16 protein-coding genes are annotated in these 20,321 nt (G+C 61.8%); 8 read left to right on the top strand and 8 right to left on the bottom strand.

Annotation, left to right across the window (positions count from 1 at the left end; all coding sequences use genetic code 11):
• Positions 1-102: 102 nt before the first annotated feature.
• Positions 103-1,896 carry an extracellular solute-binding protein gene (locus tag JMY24_RS26625; protein WP_413231272.1) on the top strand — a complete coding sequence of 598 codons (1,794 nt, stop codon included), beginning with the start codon at positions 103-105 and terminating at the stop codon, positions 1,894-1,896.
• Between the two features lie 79 nt (positions 1,897-1,975).
• On the opposite strand, the gene JMY24_RS26620 is transcribed toward JMY24_RS26625, so the two are convergent.
• Together JMY24_RS26620 and JMY24_RS26615 are read right to left on the bottom strand one after the other, a co-directional pair.
• A complete protein-coding gene (locus tag JMY24_RS26620) occupies positions 1,976-2,944 on the bottom strand; it encodes a Tim44 domain-containing protein (RefSeq protein WP_201703221.1) in 969 nt (322 codons plus the stop codon).
• An 86-nt stretch (positions 2,945-3,030) separates the two neighbouring features.
• Entirely contained in the window at positions 3,031-3,513 is a 483-nt protein-coding gene (locus tag JMY24_RS26615) for a CBS domain-containing protein (protein WP_128585812.1), read from the bottom strand.
• Positions 3,514-3,660: 147 nt separating this feature from the next.
• Between JMY24_RS26615 and nhaR the strand changes: the two genes are divergently transcribed.
• Together nhaR and JMY24_RS26605 are read left to right on the top strand one after the other, a co-directional pair.
• Positions 3,661-4,557, top strand: coding sequence for a transcriptional activator NhaR (gene nhaR / locus JMY24_RS26610; RefSeq protein ID WP_128585813.1), 897 nt, complete (start codon positions 3,661-3,663; stop codon positions 4,555-4,557).
• 183 nt (positions 4,558-4,740) lie between these two features.
• A complete protein-coding gene (locus tag JMY24_RS26605) occupies positions 4,741-6,300 on the top strand; it encodes a methyl-accepting chemotaxis protein (RefSeq protein ID WP_128595097.1) in 1,560 nt (519 codons plus the stop codon).
• An 87-nt stretch (positions 6,301-6,387) separates the two neighbouring features.
• Here JMY24_RS26605 and JMY24_RS26600 read toward each other — a convergent pair whose 3' ends face one another.
• On the bottom strand, positions 6,388-7,530 hold the full coding sequence (locus JMY24_RS26600) for a porin (RefSeq protein WP_128595098.1): 1,143 nt from the start codon (positions 7,528-7,530) through the stop codon (positions 6,388-6,390).
• Between the two features lie 1,199 nt (positions 7,531-8,729).
• A complete protein-coding gene (locus JMY24_RS26595; protein ID WP_128595099.1) occupies positions 8,730-8,936 on the bottom strand; it encodes a hypothetical protein in 207 nt (68 codons plus the stop codon).
• A 435-nt stretch (positions 8,937-9,371) separates the two neighbouring features.
• Here JMY24_RS26595 and JMY24_RS26590 point away from each other — a divergent pair, with 435 nt between their 5' ends.
• The 3 genes from JMY24_RS26590 (at position 9,372) to JMY24_RS26580 (ending at position 12,891) form a co-directional block, all read left to right on the top strand.
• On the top strand, positions 9,372-10,691 hold the full coding sequence (locus tag JMY24_RS26590; RefSeq protein WP_128592110.1) for an MFS transporter: 1,320 nt from the start codon (positions 9,372-9,374) through the stop codon (positions 10,689-10,691).
• Positions 10,692-10,740: 49 nt separating this feature from the next.
• On the top strand, positions 10,741-11,700 hold the full coding sequence (locus JMY24_RS26585; protein ID WP_128595100.1) for a dihydrodipicolinate synthase family protein: 960 nt from the start codon (positions 10,741-10,743) through the stop codon (positions 11,698-11,700).
• 189 nt (positions 11,701-11,889) lie between these two features.
• Positions 11,890-12,891 carry a LacI family DNA-binding transcriptional regulator gene (locus tag JMY24_RS26580; RefSeq protein WP_128595115.1) on the top strand — a complete coding sequence of 334 codons (1,002 nt, stop codon included), beginning with the start codon at positions 11,890-11,892 and terminating at the stop codon, positions 12,889-12,891.
• A 148-nt stretch (positions 12,892-13,039) separates the two neighbouring features.
• Here the strand turns inward: JMY24_RS26580 and JMY24_RS26575 are convergent, their stop codons facing one another.
• From JMY24_RS26575 to JMY24_RS26560, 4 genes are all read right to left on the bottom strand, one after another.
• Positions 13,040-14,245: an aminotransferase-like domain-containing protein gene (locus tag JMY24_RS26575; protein WP_128595101.1), complete on the bottom strand. Its 1,206-nt coding sequence runs from the start codon at positions 14,243-14,245 to the stop codon at positions 13,040-13,042.
• A gap of 48 nt (positions 14,246-14,293) precedes the next feature.
• Positions 14,294-15,466, bottom strand: a complete 1,173-nt coding sequence (locus tag JMY24_RS26570) for an NAD(P)/FAD-dependent oxidoreductase (RefSeq protein ID WP_201703220.1) — start codon at positions 15,464-15,466, stop codon at positions 14,294-14,296.
• Positions 15,467-15,612: 146 nt separating this feature from the next.
• Positions 15,613-17,112, bottom strand: coding sequence for an L-piperidine-6-carboxylate dehydrogenase (amaB, locus tag JMY24_RS26565; RefSeq protein ID WP_128595102.1), 1,500 nt, complete (start codon positions 17,110-17,112; stop codon positions 15,613-15,615).
• Positions 17,113-17,279: 167 nt separating this feature from the next.
• Positions 17,280-18,308 carry a DUF1338 domain-containing protein gene (locus JMY24_RS26560; protein ID WP_128595103.1) on the bottom strand — a complete coding sequence of 343 codons (1,029 nt, stop codon included), beginning with the start codon at positions 18,306-18,308 and terminating at the stop codon, positions 17,280-17,282.
• Positions 18,309-18,486: 178 nt separating this feature from the next.
• Between JMY24_RS26560 and JMY24_RS26555 the strand changes: the two genes are divergently transcribed.
• Together JMY24_RS26555 and JMY24_RS26550 are read left to right on the top strand one after the other, a co-directional pair.
• Entirely contained in the window at positions 18,487-19,392 is a 906-nt protein-coding gene (locus tag JMY24_RS26555; protein WP_128595104.1) for a LysR family transcriptional regulator, read from the top strand.
• Positions 19,393-19,496: 104 nt separating this feature from the next.
• Entirely contained in the window at positions 19,497-20,225 is a 729-nt protein-coding gene (locus tag JMY24_RS26550) for a YrzE family protein (protein ID WP_128595105.1), read from the top strand.
• Positions 20,226-20,321 lie beyond the last annotated feature (96 nt).

The raw sequence follows: 20,321 nt of genomic DNA, 5'->3' as shown, positions 1-20,321 counted from the left end.
TCAAATGGGAGCACTGCGCCAAGGGAGTTTATGACTCACACGAGGGTACGCTCGCGCAACACCTGGCGCTTGCTGGCCGCGCTCGTGCTCAGCGGATCGGCCATGTGGATTGCGAATCCTGCGTGCGCCTTCTACGCCATCGCGCAATATGGCGAGCCCAGGTACCCGGCGGACTTCAAGCACTTCGAGTACGTGAACCCCGACGCACCGCGCGACGGCACGCTTGTCCTCGCGAACCCGAATCGTCTGACGAGCTTCGATAAATTCAACCCGTTCACGCTGCGCGGCAATCCCGCGCCCGGACTCGGACTGATGTTCGAGAGCCTGACGACCGGCAGTTCCGACGAAGTCGCGAGCGCGTACTGCCTGCTCGCCGACGACATCGACGTAGCGCCGGATGGCTTTTCGACAACCTTCCACATCAATCCGGAAGCGCGCTTTTCGAATGGCGACGCAGTCACGGCCGAGGACGTCAAGTTCTCGTTCGACACGCTGAAGAGTCCGCAGGCTCTGCCGCAGTTCTCGGTGTACTTCGGGCAGATCGCGCGGGCCGTGGTCGTCGACCGGCTCACGATCCGTTTCGAGTACAAGGTCGCGACGCGCGAAATGCCGCTGCTCGCGGGCGGAATCCCGGTGTTTTCGCGCAAGTGGGGCATGAGGCCGGATGGCACGCGCATTCCTTTCGACCAGCTCGCGTTCGAGAAGCCGATTGCGAGCGGAGATTACCTGATCGACAAATACGACAACGGTCGCACTATCAGCTATAAGCGCAACCCCAACTACTGGGGCGCGTCGCTGCCGGTGCGCGTGGGCACGCACAACTTTGCACGCATCGAATACAAACTGTATTCCGACGCGGTCGCGAAGCTGGAAGCATTCAGGGCGGGCGAGTACGACGTGCTCGTCGAGAACGTCGCGCAGAGCTGGGTGCGGCGCGATGTCGGCAAGCGCTTCGACAGCGGCGAGCTGATCAAGCGCGAGTTTCCTCACCACAACGGCGCGGGCATGCAAGGCTTCTTCATCAACTTGCGACGGCCCATTTTCCGCGACGTGCGGGTACGTCAGGCACTCGATCTCGCGCTCGACTTCCAGTGGCTCAACCGTCAGCTTTTTTTCGATCAGTACAAGCGTACCGGCAGCTTCTTTGCCAACACAGAGTTGCAGGCGAGCGGAAAGCCAGGCGAAGGCGAGCTAGCGATTCTGGAGCCCCTGCGCGGACAGCTGGACCCGGCCGTGTTCGGCGACATGCCGCAACAGCCCGACACCGACCCGCCAGGTTCACTGCGCGCCAATCTCGTCAAGGCGCGCCAACTGCTGGCGCAGGCGGGCTGGTCTTATCGCGACGGTGCGCTGCGCGACGTGAACGGGCAGCCGTTCGTGTTCGAACTTCTCGACGACAGTGGCGGCGGCACGTCAATGGAGCCGGTCGCCGCCGCGTTTGGCCGCAATCTGCAGAAGCTGGGGATTACGATGAATTTCCGCACCGCCGATTTCGCGCTCGTTCAAAAGCGTCTCGACGCGTTCGACTTCGACATGACAACCGTGCGTTTGCCCGATGTCCAGTTGCCGGGTACCGAACAGCTTTCGCGTTTCGGCAGCAAGTATGCCGATCGGCAGGGCTCCGATAACCTGGTCGGCGTAAAGTCCCCGGCTATCGATGCCATCCTGCAACAGGTCGTATCGGCGCAAACGCATGAGCAGCTTGTTGACGCGACACACGCGCTGGACCGGGTATTGATGAACGGCTATTACGTGGTCCCGCACTGGTATTCCGCAAGCCACCGCATTGCATACCGTAACGACCTTGGATATCCCGCGAAGCTCCCGCTTTATTTCGCCGCCGACGAATGGGTGCTGTCGACATGGTGGAAGAAGCGTTCGGCTAATGTGAAATAGAGCACGATACTCCGCGGCCGTTGCGTCGGTTTCTCATGGTTAGACGGGGCATCCACTGATGGATTCCCCCGTCCTTCCCTTACCGGTCGAGCTGCTGAATGCCCGCGAGCCGCCACGCCTGGTCGCCTTGTGCGCCGCGGACAATGTTCCACACCTCCTGGAACGGCTGGGCAGCCGCTGCGCCGTCTTCGCGCATCTGACCATAAAAGCGCACGCTGACGAGTGTCTCGTTCGCGCTGCTTTCCACACCCAGCACTTCGGCATCCAGTTGCGGTACTTCCGTACGATTCGGCTCACTACCGCGGCTTTCCAGATCACGCTTGATCTGCGCGAACATCTCCGGCGTGGTCAATTCGAACAGGTCACCTTGCTCGTTGCGGTCCCATGCGCCTTGCAAACGCATGAACATGCTTTTCGCCGAAGCCACCAACTCGGCCTGATCGAGCCCGAGCGGTTGCACGGGCGCCTTCACCGTGCCCGCTGCTCCAGCCAGATTCGTCGCGGCGCGTTGCATGCCGAAAAAGTTCGTGTCCGGCCGCGCGTTACCGGCCTGGTTGTGGAGCGGCGAGCCGTTGGTCTGCGACCGGTTCGCCGCGCCGTGTCCATAAGCCAGATCCGGGCGGCGCCGATTAGCGATGAACCTGAACAGCATCACGCCGGCAACGACTACGAGGCCGATCAACAGCACGTTCGACAGCATTTGCGCGAGCCCCGCGCCGAGGCCAAGTGACGACAGCAGCGCGGCAATACCAAAGCCGGCGGCAAGGCCTGCCAGCGGACCGAGCCAGCGGTTGCGCGCCGGAGTGGCGGCCGGAGCCTGTGCGGACTGTTGCGTCGGCTGAGCTTGCTGGCTTCGTTGCGCCGGAGCGGACGGCGACGCCATCTGCGACTGGCGCCCAATGCTTTGACTGCCGCCGACGCGCTTCGCTTGCGCGTCGTTGGCCGCGAGCGCGCCGAGCGCGAGCACGCCCGCGAGACCGAGTGCTACGGTGCCGCGTGTCACCTTGCTGGCAACGCGCCGCAAGTGATCGACAGTTTGCTTGTACATATAAACCTCTCTTGATGTGTCAGGGGCCGCCCGCGCCGCGCGTCATCTTCTCGCGGCTACCTTACGGACAGTAAAATTTTTCGGCTCTAAACTTGCCACCGGCCAGCCTGCAATCCGCCATGCGCGGCCTGCAAACTGTTGCCGTGGATGTAGTGCTCCAGTTGCCGGATCGTGTGTTCCTGCTCCGACATCTGGTTCTTGATCAGGTCGCCGATCGACACCATTCCGATCACCTGCCCTGCGGCGATCACGGGCAGATAACGTATGCGGTGTCCGGTCATGAGTGCCATGCACTCCTCAGTCGTCTGCTCCGGGCCGACATAGCGCACCGCCGTCGACATGATGTCGCGCACCGGCGTATTGCGCGACGAACGGTCCATTAGAACGATCTTGCGTGCGTAATCACGCTCCGTGACGATGCCGGCAATGCGCCTTTCGTGCGCCACGATGAGCGCGCCGACCTGCCGGTGAGCCATGACCGCAATCGCGTCGTACACCGACGCCGACGCCTCGATCGACCAGACTGTCTGGGACGCTTTCGAACGCAGAAACTGTGCAACGGATGCCATAGGTCACCTCTGTCAGCTCCAATTAGCCGCCCGCTGACGCCTCGGGACGAGCCTTGAATCTAACCGAACTGGAGACAACGGAAAATTCGTATTTTTGTTGCTGATCGTTCGCAAAAACCGTAACGTCGTGTAATCGACGGAGGGCGCGTGAATTTCAAGCATCTGTATTACTTCTGGGTCGCGGCACACGCGGGCGGCATCGTCCGTGCGGGTGAGCAACTGCACATCACGCCGCAAACGCTGAGCGGGCAGATCAAATTGCTCGAGGAAGCGCTGGATAAAAAGCTCTTTAAGAAGAGCGGGCGCACGCTCGAATTAACCGACGCCGGCCGGCTGGCGCTCGATTACGCCGACGAAATATTCTCGCTAGGCTCGGAACTGGAAAGCGCGGTGCGCCGCGAGCAGGAGGTCGGCACGCAATCCCGGTTTCGCGTCGGCATTGCGGACTCGGTGCCCAAGGCGATCGCGTACCGGCTGCTGGAACCGGCGCTGAGCGCACCGGCTTCGCTGCGCGTGATCTGTCACGAAGGCAAGCTGCACGCGCTGCTCGCTCAACTGGCCGTGCACCGCCTCGACCTGATCATCGCGGACGCGCCCATTCCCGCCGATGTCAATATCAAGGCGTTCAATCACCGGCTCGGCCGTTCGACCCTAAGCTGCTTTGGCGCTGAAGCGCTACTGCAGGGCGTGCGGAAACGCTTTCCCATGTCGCTCGGACAGTTGCCGCTGCTGCTGCCCGGCACCGAATCGGCGGTGCGCCGCAAGCTGGATCACTGGCTCGCATCGCGCGCAATTTCACCGCGCATCGTCGGCGAGTTCGACGACAGTGCGATGGCACTGGCGTTCGGCCGTGAAGGCCGCGGCCTTCTATTCGCGCCGACGGTCCTGGAGAACCAGTTGCAGGCCGAACATAAACTCACGACCGTCGGGCAAATCAACACCATCGTCGAGGAATTCTTTGCGATCTCGATCGAACGCCGCATCAGCCATCCGGCTGTCGCGACGATCATCGACGCGGCGCGGAGCGAACTATTCAATGCGTAGGGTCGCGCGCTCTTCGACGCAAACCATGTGACCACCGCGCAACTATTTGATTTATTTGGCGTGCGGTGCGGACTCGACCGTCGGGCAAGGGATAAAGAATTTGCTTCGACAGCCGTTATGCGAACTATGGCGCTGCCTGGCAAGCGCCCCTATCTCGCGCTCAACGAACCGTCGAATCCAATAATGAACCGTCTGACCTTGAAACAGAAGTTATGGGTGCCCCTGCTGCTTTGCTGGGCGGCACTGCTGATCGTCACCGTAGTGAACGCGTTCGAAGCGCGTAGCGCACAGATGGACGCACGGCGCTCCGCGCTGGCCGATGTGACCGACATGGCGGCGTCGATTGTCGCCGACTACGCGAAGCAGGCGGACGCCGGCAAGCTTTCCATCGACGAAGCGAAGCAGCAAGCCATCGCCCGCGTCAATGCGCAGCGTTACGGCACCTCGGGCTACGTGACGATTGTGCGCAGCGACTCGGTGATGGTCGCGCACCCGATGAGCCCGCAACTCAACGGCAAGGACATGAGCGGCTTTCGCGACGCCAAGGGCAATGCGCTGTACCACGACATCGCCGCGGCGGGCGCCTCGGCGGGCGGCGCAGGCTATTTGCGTTACTGGTGGCCGAAGCCCGGCGACACGAAGCCGAGCGAGAAAATCGGCTACGTGAAGCGCTTTGCGCCGTGGAACTGGGACTTCATCGCCGGCGCCTACATGGACGACATCCAGGCTCAGTTCTACGCGACTCTGCTGCGCTCCGGCGGCATGCTGCTGGTACTGGGCGTGCTCGTGTCGTTCGTCGCGTCGCGCGTCGTGCGCAACGTGTCGCGCTCGATCGGCGGCGAGCCGTCCGCCGCGGCCGAAATCGCCATGCGCATTGCCCGCGGCGATCTGGCCACACCTATCGACCTGCGCCGCGACGACGCATCCAGCCTGCTTTTCTCGCTGCGCGAAATGCGCGATCAGCTTGCGGCCACCGTCGCGCGTATCAAGAATTCGGCTGAAACGATCACGGTCGCCTCGAAGGAAATCGCCGCAGGCAATCTCGACCTGTCGAGCCGTACCGAAGAACAGGCCGCGTCGTTGCAGCAAACCGCCGCTAGCATGGACGAACTCACCAAGACCGTCACGCAGAACGCCGGCAACGCGGCCACCGCGTCCGAACTTGCGAAGGACGCATCGAGCATCGCCGCGCGCGGCGGTGAAGTCGTCAACGACGTCGTTCAGAAAATGGCCGGTATCACCGACAGCTCACGCAAGATCGGCGAGATCATCAGCGTGATCGAAGGCATTGCGTTCCAGACGAATATTCTCGCGCTCAACGCAGCCGTGGAAGCTGCACGCGCCGGCGAGGAAGGTCGCGGCTTTGCGGTCGTCGCGGGCGAAGTCCGCAATCTCGCGCAGCGCAGCGCGACAGCCGCGAAAGAAATCAAGGTGTTGATCGACCAGTCGGTCGAGCAGGTCGGCGAAGGTTCGACGTTGGCCGGGAAAGCAGGCAGTACGATTGGCGAAGTGGTCGAGGCGGTGCGCCGCGTCACGGCGATCATGAACGAGATCTCGGCGGCGTCGAAGGAACAGAGTTCCGGCATCGGCGAAGTCAACTTGGCGATTCGACAGATGGACGACGTCACGCAGCGCAACGCCGCGCTCGTCGAACAGGCCGCGGCCGCAGCAGGTTCGCTCGATGAGCAGACCGAGCACTTGCGCGAGGCTGTCGCGGTGTTCAAAGTCGGCCAGCCTGCCTGATCTGGCTGTCGCGTTCAAACGGAACGCGCATAAAAAAAGGTGCCGCGAACGGCACCTTTTTGTACAACAAGCAGCTTCTGCTGAAGCTTAGAAGCGGTGACGCAGACCGACCGTAGCAGCCGTCTGGTTCTTCGACGACGACGGAGCTTGCGTGATGTCGCCGCTGTAGATCGAAGCAACACCGCCGTCGCCCATTGCGTGCTGGTACACGGCTTGAGCGTAGACGTCCGTACGACGCGACAGCGAGTAGTCAGCCTGCAGGCCGATCTGGTGGTAGCGAACCGACGTCGAGCCACCGTTTGCGGCAGTGCCATAGCCCTTGCCGTCGGTGAACGTGTACGCCACGCCCAGGCCGAGAGCCGGGGTCAGGTTGTACTTGCCGTTGACTTCGTAGTTGTTAGCGCGCAGCGATTGCTGAACGCCTGCAACGTTGTCGATACGCGATTGCGTCCATGCCAGACCGACAGTTGCCGGGCCGAAAGCGTACGAACCTGCTGCGCCGAATTCACGTTGACGGAAGTTGCCCGTTGCGCCCAGGAAGCCGCCGTCGGTCGCGCCGCCGTTGCTAGCCGTGCCAGCAGCGTTCGTTGCGCCCGGGTTGTTCTGCTGTGCGTAAGCAGCGCCCAAACGCAGACCTTGCCACTGGTAAGCAGCACCGAGGCTGTATTCGCGGTTGTTTGCGAATGCGCCAGCCTGGTTCGAGAAGCCGTACGTGCCGCCGAACGTGAAGCCAGCGTAGTTAGCGCTCGAGTACTTGACCGAGTTGTTAACTGCGAAGCCGCCGTTCGTGTTCAGGTTGTCGTTGTTGAACGGGTGCGCGAAGTACGTGCCGCCCCAGCTGCCCGTTGCGGTCAGCGGTGCCAGGAAGTCTTGCGCTGCGTCGTATTGACGGCCCAGCGTGACCGTACCGAATTGCGCGCTCGACAGACCGACGAATGCCTGACGGTTGAACATGCCGTTGTTGTTCGCGAAACGGCCGTTGTTGACGTTAAAGCCGCTTTCCAACGTGAAGATTGCCTTCAGACCGCCGCCCAGGTCTTCCGAACCGCGCAGGCCGAAACGGCTCTGTTCGATGCCGCCGCTGCCGGCTGCCCACTTCGAGTTGTGAGCAACGTTGCTCGTGTAGGTCACGCCAGCGTCCAGCAGCCCGTACAGGGTGACGCTGCTTTGTGCGTGAGCGACGGAAGCGAACGATGCGGCAACCGCAACGACGATGAGACTCTTTTTCATGCGTGGGACTCCTGTTCGATAAATTTCGCGGGGGAGCGGGACCAGCCTCGGCAGTACGCGAACGCGCCGCCGCCCTTGTCGCCGAACCGTTCTGGCCCGGCCGGGGCACCCTCTAAACGAAGCGTGAGTGTAGGGGGCCACCCTGGTAGCGAGCGCCCGCAATTCGCACAACACGGTCTTGCCGATTTGGCAATAATCGGTTGCCCTTAGAGGCTAAGTCTTTGTTTTTGGGAAATTTATTCGAATGAGGGACAGGGCGTTCGCCTGCGCCGAACATTAAATCTTTGCAACTTTTCAATAACTAAAGTTGTGCGAATGCAACAGCTTGTAATACGCGCGAAGTAATGCGCGGCGTGGAAAACCGCACTTCTAAACGTATTGCTGATGATTAATTGAGCAGTGTCGCAGTCGCTATGGGCGAGCAATCAAACGTTTGGAATTCCGGGGAACTTAATTCACCCAGTATAGTCGGCTTAATCCGCGCTTATTCGTGATAATCAGTTATCACGGCATTCAGCGGCTTTGATTAACGCGGTTATTACGTCGAACCGCGGGTGATGTGCACAATGTACGGGGCTCAACGGTTTCAGGCTGAGCCAATAAAAAAACCGCCCTTCGGGCGGCCGGTGCGAAATTGCGGCGCAGATGCCGCATGAAATTACATTGGATGGCTAGTAAGTGAAGCCTTCAGCACGGGTGTGTCCGGAGGTGAACTGCGGCGCCGACCGCCGCGTGACCAACCCTGTGCTGAAAGCGGACGGCAATGCATCGAACAGCCTTCCATCTAAATTAACGGCACGGCCGTGCGCATTTTCACGCGTAGTTTCCCCAATTCCAGCAGCGCTGCTGCCATGGTCTACGGCCGCGTGCGGGATTGCCTTGGCGAGCCATCGTCGTCGGGAGCGCTGCCGGGGGTCAGCGGATCGGTTTCGGGCGGCGTGCCGGGGAGCGGACGCGGCTGATCTTCGGGCGCGTCGAGGGGTTGGTTCGAAGGGTCGGCTACGGGATCAACGGTTGGGTCGGTTTGCATGACAGGCTCCTGTGGACGGGAAAGGCTCCTCCCGCTAGCAGCATCGCAACCGATATTCCCGCGAAGGGCGCTCGCGGCCCTTCTGGTGCCCGCCGTGGCCACCAATGTAGAAATTGCCCTGCTCACTGGCGAAACTTTCACGCGCCGTCAGTTCGGCAGCGCACACGCATCAATGGCGATCCCGACCGGGCTGCGATGGATCGCTGGCGACGCCAGTGAGAAACGGCTCCAGCCCGAATAGCCACGCAAAGCAGAACGTCACGCGCGCAAGCAGGCCAATCTGGCGGTGAGGCGCCCGCTCGCTCACGCCCGCAAGCGAAGTCGCGAGCAGAGGTTGAGACTGGGAAAACTCAGTAGCGGTCTGGTCAGGTTGCATGGTTGTTCTCGTTATTAATACTGTGTGGGCACACGGCCTACGCAAACCCTGTGCCAGTTACGGCGTGTCGGTGCGCGCGCTTCAGAGCGCCATGCGGCGATGGTCGGTGTTTACCCGTCAACCGTGTTTTCGAGCTTGCGCGTGGAAGCGACGCGACACAGAATGTAAGCGCTATCATCGTACTCCGTGGACAGCTTACCCGCTGCGGCCGCCGCAACAGCTGTGGCCTTGGCCTCAAATGTAAGCGCTAACATGGAGTGTGATGAACTGCATCGGAAACACAACTGCAACGGAATCAAGCGCCGAACGCCACACCCGAAGGGCACAGACCCTAAGCCAGCGCCCGCCTGATGCGCCGTGCAACTCCCGGCCGCCCGACATCGCATCGGTACGCCCCGCCTAGCTGAAACGCAACATGAAACGGAGACAACGATCATGAGCGCAACCCCGAGCCACGAGCAGCCCCCACCGAAAATTCGCCGCGCCCAGGTCGTGGCGCTCACGCTGCTGATGGTGAGCGGCATCGTCAACTACCTCGACCGCGGAACCCTCGCTGTCGCCAATCCGTTGATCCGTCACGACATGGGCCTGACGCTCGGGCAAATGGGACTGCTGCTGTCCGCATTCTCGTGGAGCTATGCGCTCTTCCAGTTGCCGGTTGGCGGGCTTGTCGACCGGATAGGACCGCGCAAGCTGCTCGGCATGGGGCTGATCGTGTGGTCGCTCGCGCAGGCCGCCGGCGGCTTTGTCTCGACATTCGGCTGGTTCGTGCTTGCGCGGATCGTACTCGGCATCGGCGAAGCGCCGCAATTTCCGTCGGCGGCTCGCGTGGTCAGCAACTGGTTTCCGTTGCGCGAACGCGGCAAGCCGACCGGCATCTTCAACTCGGCGTCACCACTCGGAACCGCGCTCGCGCCGCTCTGCCTCTCGGTGCTCGTCGTGAACTTCCACTGGCGCTGGGCGTTCATCGCGACGGGCGCGGCCGGTCTGATCGTTGCGGCCGTATGGTTCGCGGTTTATCGCGACCCGGTCAAGGCGACCATGAGCGAGACGGAGCGCCGCTATCTGGAAGGCGATGAAGCGGACCGCAAGCCGGCACCGGCCGTCACATTCGCCGAATGGCGCTCGCTGTTCTCGCACGGCACCACGTGGGGCATGCTGATCGGCTTCTTCGGCTCCGTTTATCTGAACTGGGTCTACCTGACATGGCTGCCGGGCTATCTGACGATGGAGCGTCACATGAGCCTGATGCACACCGGTGTCGCCGCATCGGTGCCGTTCTTCTGCGGTTTTCTCGGCTCGCTCACAGCCGGCTGGTTTTCCGATCTCATCACGAGCCGCAGCGCGAGCCCGGTGGCGAGCCGCCGTAACGCCGTGGTTATCGCAATGCTCGGCATGGTCGCGTTCACGATTCCGGCCGCGCTCGTCGAGAGCAACGTGCTGGCAATCGTCTGTATCTCGGTCGTGATCTTTCTGGCCAACGCCGCATCGGCGAGTTCGTGGGCGCTCGCGACAGCGGCCGCGCCGCCGAACCGCGTCGGCTCGCTCGGCGCGATCCAGAATTTCGGCGGTTTTCTTGGCGGCGCACTCGCGCCGATCTTGACCGGCTATATCGCGCAAACCTGGTCGTTCGTGCCGGCTTTGCTAACGGCTGCGGGCATCGCGTTTATCGGCGCGATGAGTTATCTGCTGCTGGTGCGCAAGCCGATCGCCGACGAGCCCGCCGCAAACGAGACGCTCCAGGCACCGGCATGAGCCGTTCACCTCTCGCCCGACCAATCAATATCTTCTGGAGTACAACAGCATGACAATCGCGAAGCAACCTACCGTGTCAATTGAAGGCATTGTCCCCGTGATGCTGACCCCGTTCGACGACTCGGGCGCCATCGACTACGCCGGCCTTGAACGTCTGATCGAGTGGTATATCGCGCAGGGATCGGACGCGCTCTTCGCGGTCGCGCAGTCGAGCGAGATGCAATTCCTCACGCTCGCCGAGCGCGGCTCGCTCGGGCGGTTCGTCGTCGAGAAGGTCGCGGGGCGGATTCCTGTCGTGGTGTCCGGCCACATCAGCGACGATCCCGACGCACAAGCCGAAGAACTCAACGTCGCGGCAGCGACGGGTGCACAAGGCGTTGTGATAGTCACCAACCGGCTCGATCCCGCTCGCGAGGGAACGCAGGCGTTCGCCGCGAATCTGAAGCGGCTGCTCGCGCGTCTTCCGTCCGACATGCCGCTCGGTCTCTACGAGTGTCCTGCGCCGTATCGGCGACTTCTTTCGGATGACGAACTAAAGCTATGCATCGACACCGGCCGCTTCATCATGTTGAAGGACGTGAGCTGCGATCTCGCGACCGTCAAGCGCCGTGTCGCGCTAGCGCAGGGCTCGCCGTTGAAGATCCTCAATGCCAACGCGGCGATTGCGTGGGACGCGATGAAAGCCGGTTCGGCAGGCTTTAACGGCGTGTTCACGAACTTTCATACGGACCTGTACAAATGGCTGCGCAACGACGCCGCCCAGGACCCTGCCCTCGCAGATGAACTCGCGACGTTCCTCGTGCTCGCTGCCGTCTCCGAATCGCTCGGCTATCCGGCGCTTGCGAAGATGTATCACCAGCGCATCGGCACGTTCAACTCGATTCGCTGCCGCGTAATCGACTACGACGTGCGCGAACGGTTCTGGGCGGTGGATGCGATACTCGACAAGATCGTGGCCGGCACCGAGCATTTCCGCGCCCGCATCGCGGCACTGGATTCCAGCCGCTAGTGCTTGAGCCGTGCTCGCGCGATCGCCGCGGCTACGCTACGAGTGATGCGACGGTAAGATGTCAGGCTTGCCGCTTCACCCCTGCTTTCCGAACTCATGTCCGACACGCCCGACACACCAGACACAGCCGACTTCGCCGCCACAGCCCGAACCCAGACGAGCCGCGTGCGCCGCGGAACGGGCCGCACAGTGCTGTCGGATGTCGCGAAGCTCGCGGGAGTGTCGACGGCGACCGTATCGCGCGTCTACAACGAGCCGGAGAAAGTATCGGCTGCGGTGCGCGAGCGCGTCGAACAGGCGGCGCTCACGCTGAACTGGTTTCCCAACGCCGCGGGGCGCGCGCTTGCGTCCACGCGCAGCCACATTGCCGGCATCATCATTCCGACGCTCGACGACCAGGTGTTCGCCTCACAGGTAAGCGGCATGCAGGCCGCGTTTGCGGCGCGCGGCATCACGCTTGTGCTCGGCTGCTCGAACTACGATCCCGCGCAAGCGCTCGTGCAGGTGCGCGCGATGCTCGCGCGAGGCGTCGAGGCGATGGCAATCGTGGGCGAGGCTCATCCGCCAGAACTCTTCGATGCGTTGCGGCTCTATCGCGTGCCGTACGCGGTGACATACGCGTATCGCAAGGAGAGTCCGCACGTTTGCATCGGCTTCGATAATTTTGCAGCGTATGTGCAGATGACAGAACATCTGATCGCCCTCGGTCATCGCTCATTCGCGGTGTGCATTCAGCCGACGCGCGACAACGACCGGGTGCAGGCGCGCGTCGCCGGCATTCGCGCGACGCTCGAACGCCACGGCCTCGCGGTGCGACCCGAACACATGTGCGAGGGGGAATCCACAATCGCATTCGGGCGCCGCAGTCTGCGCTCCATCTGGCAAGCCGCGAGCGAACGCCCGACTGCACTTATCTGCGGCAACGATCACATCGCGCTCGGCGTGCTGCGCGAAGCGGAAGAACTCGGCATTGCGATACCGCACGAGCTTTCCGTAACGGGCTTCGACGATCTCGAGATATCCAAAGAGATTCACCCCACGCTCACCACGATGCGCGTGGATACCCATGAAATCGGAAAACTCACCGCGCAACATCTGCTCGACATGCTGGACGGCAAGCGGGCGCAACGCGGCCACGAAGTGCGCGCGCTACTACAGGTTAGAGAGTCGACGGGGCCGGCGTCACGGTAGGACAACGTTGAGTGCCGCCGTTCGCGCCGGTACATGGATCAGATGACGCAGCAGAACGCTGCGCTAGTCCAACAGGCGACCAGTCCGCGTGCCACCGTCGCGCTGTTTCATCTGGCGTGAGCGCGCGAGAAACAGCGACAGCAACGACTCATGCGCTGTCCGCGGATGCCATGTCGTATGCGCGCCGCAACCGCTTTGCGCCTTCTTCGATATCGGCAATACCGGGCGCCGCAAACGACAAACGCAGCGATGCAGGGTCGAGCCTGTCCGCGAAAAATGCCTTGCCCGGAACGAACATGACCTTGTTGTCGATCGCCCGCTGTAGAAGCGCGGAGGCGTCGATGCCTTCGATGCGCGCCCAGACGAACATGCCGCCCTCGGGCCGATGAAACTGGAGCGCATCGCCGAGCAGCGAGCGCAGTGCTTCGCATAGCGCCTCGCATTTGCGCCCGTACATTGCGGTAATGCGTGGCAGGTGTCGTTCGAGCGCACCGTCCGCCAGATATTCGGCGGCAATGGCTTGCGTCCACGGCGCACTGCACAAGTCGACTGTCTGCTTTGCAATCACACAACGGCGCGTGATTTCGGCCGGTGCAATTGTCCAGCCCACGCGCAGTCCAGGCGCGACGATCTTCGAAAGGCTCGCGAAATGAACGACCCAGTCACGTGAGCCCTCCACTTCGGCCGCAAGGGAGATGATCGACGGAACCGCGTCGCCCGAAAAGCGCAGATCGCCGTAGGGATCGTCTTCGACGATAAGAAACCTGTATTGCACCGCAAGCCGGAGCAAGGCGATGCGGCGCTCCCGTGGGATCGTTGCGCCGGTCGGATTCGCAAACGTCGGGACCGTATAGAGCAGCTTCGGTCGCGCGAACGTGCCCGACGCCAGAAGCGTGGCGAGGTGGTCGACGTCGAGGCCATGTGCATCGACAGGCACGGTAACGATTCTGGCCTGCTGGAGCTTGAGCGCCTGAAGCGTTGCCGGATACGCAGGCTGTTCGGTCAGCACGACATCGCCGGGACTCACCAGCACGCGAAGCAGCAGATCGAGCCCCTGCTGGGAGCCCGTAGTCACCAGCATTTCGTTCAGCGCGCATGACACGCCGCGATGGGCCATCAGGTTCATGAGCTCGTGCTTCAGACGCGGCAACCCGTCGGTCGGCCCATACTGCAGGCAGCTGTTCGGGTCCCGATAAGCGCGCGCTGCGGCCTGCTGCAAACCGTCGACGTCGAACAGATCGCTAGCGGGATAGCCGCCGGCGAATGAAATCATGCCCGGCTCACCCAGATACTTGAACAGTTCGCGAATGGGAGAGCCAGAAGGATTCTGGAAAGGCGCGGTGAATTCGTACATGTTTTCGGCGGCTGAGCCCCGGTCGTTCAGGCATTGTTCGTGGCGGGCCTACACCACGTTTTTTTCCACGATGGGGCGGTTTTCGAGCAGACGGTCCCAGTTCAACGAAGAGAGATCGAGCGACACATACCGTCCATTCAGAATCAGTTCGCTCACGCCGCGGCCCGTTGCGGGGCCTTGCTGAAGACCATGCCCGCTGTAGCCGTTTGCGAACACGCAGTTTTCGATTTGCGGGTGATAGCCGATGATCGCGTTGTGGTCGAATACGTTGTACTCGTAGTAGCCCGACCAGCAGTTCTCGACACGCAGCGCTTCGAACTCAGGCACGCGATGCGCAAGCGCCGGCCAGATGACGTCGTCGAAAAGGCGGTGATCTACCTCGTCGAGCGGCAGGTCGTCAGGATCGTTATCCGCGCCCGGCGATGTGCCGCAAATGTAGGTCTTTCCTTCCGGCCGGAAATAGACGCCGGTCGGATCGATCAGCAACGGACAGGCCGCGAGGCGAGCCGGAGACGACACATTAAAAATGCTGCGACGGCGAGCAAAGACCGGAATGTCGATGTCCATCATTCCTGCGATCTTCCGCGCCCATGCGCCTGCCGCGTTCACGACCGTATCGCATGCATAGCGCTCGCCATTGCTGTCGATTACGTGACTGATCTTGCGGCCCGAGCGAACCACATCGGTCACGTCGGCGGCAATGTAGCGCGCGCCGAGCGACTGCGCTTTCTTGCGAAGTGCCTGCACGAGGCCGTAGCCGTCGAACCATCCTTCACCGCTCTCGCCGAAGGCGCCCGACATGAGATCGGCGACATTCAGCCACGGGAACCTGGCCTTCAGCACTTGCTGGTCCATCAGATTGATGTCCGCGCCAAGGCTCTTCTGCAACGCGTGATTTTCACGCAGCGTTGCGTCGCCGGCGGCCGTGGCGAGGAACAGGTAACCGCCTTCGTGCAAATCGATCGAGGGCTTGTTACCGTCCGCTTCAAGAAGCTCGCCGATATTGCGAAGAAATTCGATACCGTACAACGACATCTGAATAGACAGCGGCGTGGAGAACTGCTGCCGGATCGAAGCGGCCGATAATGCCGACGACGACTTCGCGTAGCTCGGATCACGTTCGATAACGGTCACGGAAACCGTCGGATCGGAAGCGCGCAAGAAGTAAGCAATGGAACTGCCGATAACGCCGCCACCGACAATAACGACTTGTGAACTCACGACTCGCTCCAGGTTGCACATGACCGGGCGGCCCCGGAAAAGGGCCCGCCGACATACAGTGGCCGACTTGTCCGGCAGGGCCGCAACGACAGCTCGCGGAAAAAACGGCCGTGGTTAAACAGCCGTGTACATGCAGCGCAAAACGCTCAGCCGATGTTGAAATCGATGCCCTGAGCGAGCGGCAGTGCCGACGAATAGTTGACGGTGTTGGTCGCGCGCCGCATATAGGCTTTCCACGAATCGGAGCCCGATTCGCGGCCGCCGCCCGTTTCCTTTTCGCCGCCGAACGCACCGCCAATTTCCGCACCGCTCGGTCCGATGTTCACGTTCGCGATACCGCAGTCGCTGCCCGACGCCGACAGGAATCGCTCCGCTTCACGCAGGTCGGTCGTGAAGACGCATGACGAAAGACCATGAACCGCTGCGTTGTTTCCGCCGATCGCGTCATTGAAATCGCTGTACTTGAGCACGTAGAGAATCGGCGCGAAGGTTTCCTTCAGCACCACCGATGTTTGCGAAGGCATTTCGACGATTGCCGGACGAACATAGAAGCCCTTCTCATTGCCGGCCACCGCATGACGCTCGCCGCCGAACACCTTGCCGCCTTCGCTCTTTGCCTGTTCAAGTGCCGCTTGCATGCGGTTGAACGACTGCTCGTCGATCAGCGGCCCCATCAATACGCCCTGCTCCAGCGGATTGCCGATCACGACCTTGCTGTATAGCGCCTTCAATCGTTCGACGGCCTTGTCGTACACGCTTTCGTGAACGAACAGGCGGCGCAGCGACGTGCAGCGCTGACCGGCCGTGCCGACCGCAGAGAAGACGATGCCGCGCAGCGCCAGTTCCATATCGGCGCTGCCGGAGACGATGCCCGCGTTATTGCCGCCGAGTTCGAGAATCGAGCGGCCAAAACGGCGCGCCACTTCGACGCCGACCGCGCGGCCCATTTCCGTGCTGCCCGTCGCGCTCACGATATTGGAACGCGGATCGGCAACCAGCTTTGCGCCGACATCGCGGCCACCGTTCACGACGCTCGTGAGGCCTTCGGGAGCGTCGCCGAATTCCTTCAACGCGTCTTGCAGAATCTTGTCGACTGCAAGCGCGGTGAGCGGTGTCTTTTCCGACGGTTTCCAGATGACCGCATTGCCGCAAACCAGCGCAAGCGCCGCATTCCACGACCACACGGCTGCGGGAAAGTTGAACGCGGAAATGACGGTGCACACGCCGAGCGGATGCCACGTTTCAGCCATGCGATGGCCCGGCCGCTCCGACGCGATGGTCAAGCCGTAAAGCTGACGCGACAGCCCAACTGCGAAGTCGCAGATGTCGATCATTTCCTGCACTTCGCCCAGGCCTTCCTGAAGGATCTTGCCTGTCTCGAGCGTGATGATGCTGCCGAGCGCGTGCTTCTGCTCGCGCAGCTTGTTACCCAGAATACGCACCAGTTCTCCCCGGCGCGGCGCCGGCACGTTGCGCCAGCTTGCGTAAGCCTTTTGCGCGTTAGCCAGTGCGGCGTCGACCTCGGCAACCGTCTTGCTCGCTACATGGCCGATGAGTTCACCGTTGATCGGCGAATGAACGGCAATATCGCCCGCTTCCGCGAGATGGGAAATGCCGAGTTCCGAGAGAATGACGGATGCTTTCACGATTGAGACCTCTTTGAATTTCCAATACGAAATTTTGGTACGTTCGGAAACTATACACGCGCGGGTTTTTGCCGGCAACACCAACCGCCCCCGCTGCGGCCGTTGATTAGCAAGCGGAATTTCTGATAGGAAATGCCGGCTTGCGGTTGAATCGGCTTGAGATACGCCTACTGTGCCGCGTTTGCGGTCATTTTGAAAATGCCTTGTGCATTACCGGCGTCGAAACGCAGGTCCGTAACCCAGCTGCGCGATGTCTGATCGAACGTGCGCTTGCGAGTAATGAACTCATAAAAGGAGCCGGGCACCGTACGAGTGACGAGCTTGTCGCCAACGGATCGGAATTGGCGCTCGACCGTATCCGCACGATAGGCGGTCTGGAATACACGGCCGGAGCGCGAGCGCTCGACCTCGGGCTTCATGGGCCGCCCCTTGCCTTTCTCTTCTTCCGACAGCGTGAACACGTCTTCGACGCGATCCGTCGCGTGATTGAAGGCGTTGCCTTCGGTAGCGATCCACGCCATTTCCGCTGACTCGCGCAACAGGACTTCGTAATCCGCCTCGCTCGGCAGAGCGTGCTGGCGAGCGAACGCGCCGACAATGACCGGCAGCAGCTTGTGAGCTGCGTCGATAGGAAGCGAGCCTTCGCGCTCCAGTTCCCAGAGTTGCGAAACGGCGAGCGGCGTCAACGGATCTTTCGACGAATTCACTACGTTAGTGACCGCCTGCTGGAATTCGCTGGAGAAGCGTTCGGGATGCAACTCGCTCACGAAGAACTGCGCGATTTCATCCGGCGCGTCTTCATGCGCATACGCGCGGCCGGTCATGCCCAGCTTGTCGAGCGGATAGCGGCCGTTCAGCCTGAAACCGAGCGGACGCAGGATGCGAGTGAACGCCGCTTCGCCAGGCGGTAGCGCCCCATTGCTCTCCCACCGCACGGTGCGCAACGCGCCATGATCGAAATACACAGATCCGCCGTTCGCGATTGCTTCGGTCGTATAGGCGCGCCCATTCGGCGAACGCTCCAGCAGATCCTCGAACAAGGCCATGTTCATCGCCTGCGCGAGTTCGGCGCGCGTCACGGTGCCGTCTTCCCAATCCGCGAGCGCGCTGGGGAATCTCAGGGTTGTAAAGAGCGACTCCGTTTTAGCGGGACCAAGCAGTTTCAGTAACAGGCGTTCAACGTTCGAATTGCGCATTTGCTTTTATCTCGGGGCGCACCGCCGCAGCGGAAGGTGTTCAACGACGGCATACCGAAACCGGTAGCCAAGGGATAACCAAAGGAATAGCCAAGCATACGTGAACCGCATTATTCAAAGTGTTGCAAGCGGCGTAAAGCGAGATAAAATTGCCACTTGATGACTTTTCGGAATTAACATGCGCAAGTTCAAGATTCCCGGCACGAGCGCGTTGCTGGCCTTCGAGGCCGCGGCGCGGCACGAAAGCTTCACTCATGCTGCGAAAGAGTTGTTCCTCACGGAGAGCGCGGTCTCACGGCAAATCGCGACGCTCGAATCGAATCTTGGCGTGCGCCTGTTCGTCCGCTCGAAGCAGCGCGTGATGCTCACTCGCGCCGGGCGTCTGTATGGCACGCAGGTGCGCCGCGCGCTGGAGAACCTGGATCGCGACACCTTGTCGATCATTGCGCACGGCAGCGGCGGCGGTTACCTCGAACTGGCGGTGCTTCCCACGTTTGCGTCGCAATGGCTGATTCCGCGAATGAAGGACTTCAACGATCGCAACCCGGACGTTCGAATCAACATGGGGGTGCGCACCGACCCGTTCCCCTTCGAAGAGTCGCATTTCGAAGCCGCCATTCACTATGGCAAGCCGACCTGGCCGGGCACCTCGTCGGACTATCTGTTCGGCGAGGAAGTGGTGCCGGTCTGCGCGCCGTCACTGCTTGCGAAGCCCGTCAGGAGAGCACACGAATTACTGAACTACCCGCTTCTCCATTCGACCACGCGCCCCGACGCCTGGTCCCGCTGGTTCGCGAATCTCGGCGTCGAAGATAACGCCACGATGCAAGGCGTCCGGTACGAACTGCACTCCATGCTGATCAGTGCCGCTGCCGCTGGCCTCGGCGTCGCCCTCGTTCCAAAATTTTTCGTCGACGAACAGCTCTCGCAACTCGGCCTCGTTATTCCGTTCGCGGCCACCACGGTCGAGGAATCCGCGTACTACCTGGTCTACCCGACAGAGCTAAGTCACGGCAAACCACTCGAACTCTTCAGAACCTGGCTGATCGAGGAAGCCGGCGCTTATAGCGCGCCAAGGCGCTGACGCGGCGCGTCACGGGCCGTTCACGGCATGGCGCTTGCGCAAGCGGAAGTGCCGGGCTATGTGCGCGGCACCAGGCGACCTCTTCCCTCTCTGCAGGAGACATCATGAAACTTCTCACGACACAAGACGGCCTGCCTCGGCTGTCATGGGGCCCGATTTTCGCGGGCGTTATTCTCTCAATGATCGTCTATCTGGTCATGAGCGTGCTAGGCACGGCAATCGGCGCGTCGTTGCTCGCGCCGATGTCCAAACCCGACCCGCTGCAAGGCTTCGGCTTCGGCTCCGGCGTGTGGGTAATCATAACGACGGTTCTCGCGGTCTTCGTCGGTTCGTACTACGCAGGACGGTGTGCGCCCGTGCTCGGGTGGCTGCACGGCCTGCTAGCATGGGCTGTGATGACGCTGTTCATCCTCTACGGGATGACTTCGCTCATCACGGGCGCGGTTAGCACTGCGGGTAGTGTCGCGGCGACGAGTGCGCAAGTCGGCGCGCAAGTGGGCGCGACCGCGGCCAACCAGGCAGGCGGGACCAACTCCATGGTCGACACCGCCAAGCAGCAGATGCAGTCGGCCATCGCGTCGGCAGCGTCGATGGCGTCCAGCCCCGAAGCCGGACAACAGGCGCGCGAAGCCGCTGATACGGCTGCACGCGGCGTCGCTCGCGCGAGCTGGTTCTCTTTCGCGGCGCTGATCGTCGGCGCGATTATCGCGATCGTGTCGGGCAATGCAGGTTTCCGCCATCAACCGCCCGTGGAAGAAAGCGGCGGCTCGGCCGTTGGCCGGAATGCAGTACCGGGCAACAATCGCGTTGTTTCGCCGCGAAGCAGAGCCTGAGTTGCGACTGCGAGAGACGGCATGCGGCCCGCGTTGGGTTGCATGCCGTCGCATGCAGTCGTGTGTCGTTGCGTGTCGTTATGTGTCGTCGCGTGT

Source organism: Paraburkholderia kirstenboschensis (genome assembly GCF_904848585.1).
GTDB lineage: Bacteria > Pseudomonadota > Gammaproteobacteria > Burkholderiales > Burkholderiaceae > Paraburkholderia > Paraburkholderia kirstenboschensis.
This window is presented reverse-complemented; position numbering and strand designations above follow the sequence as displayed.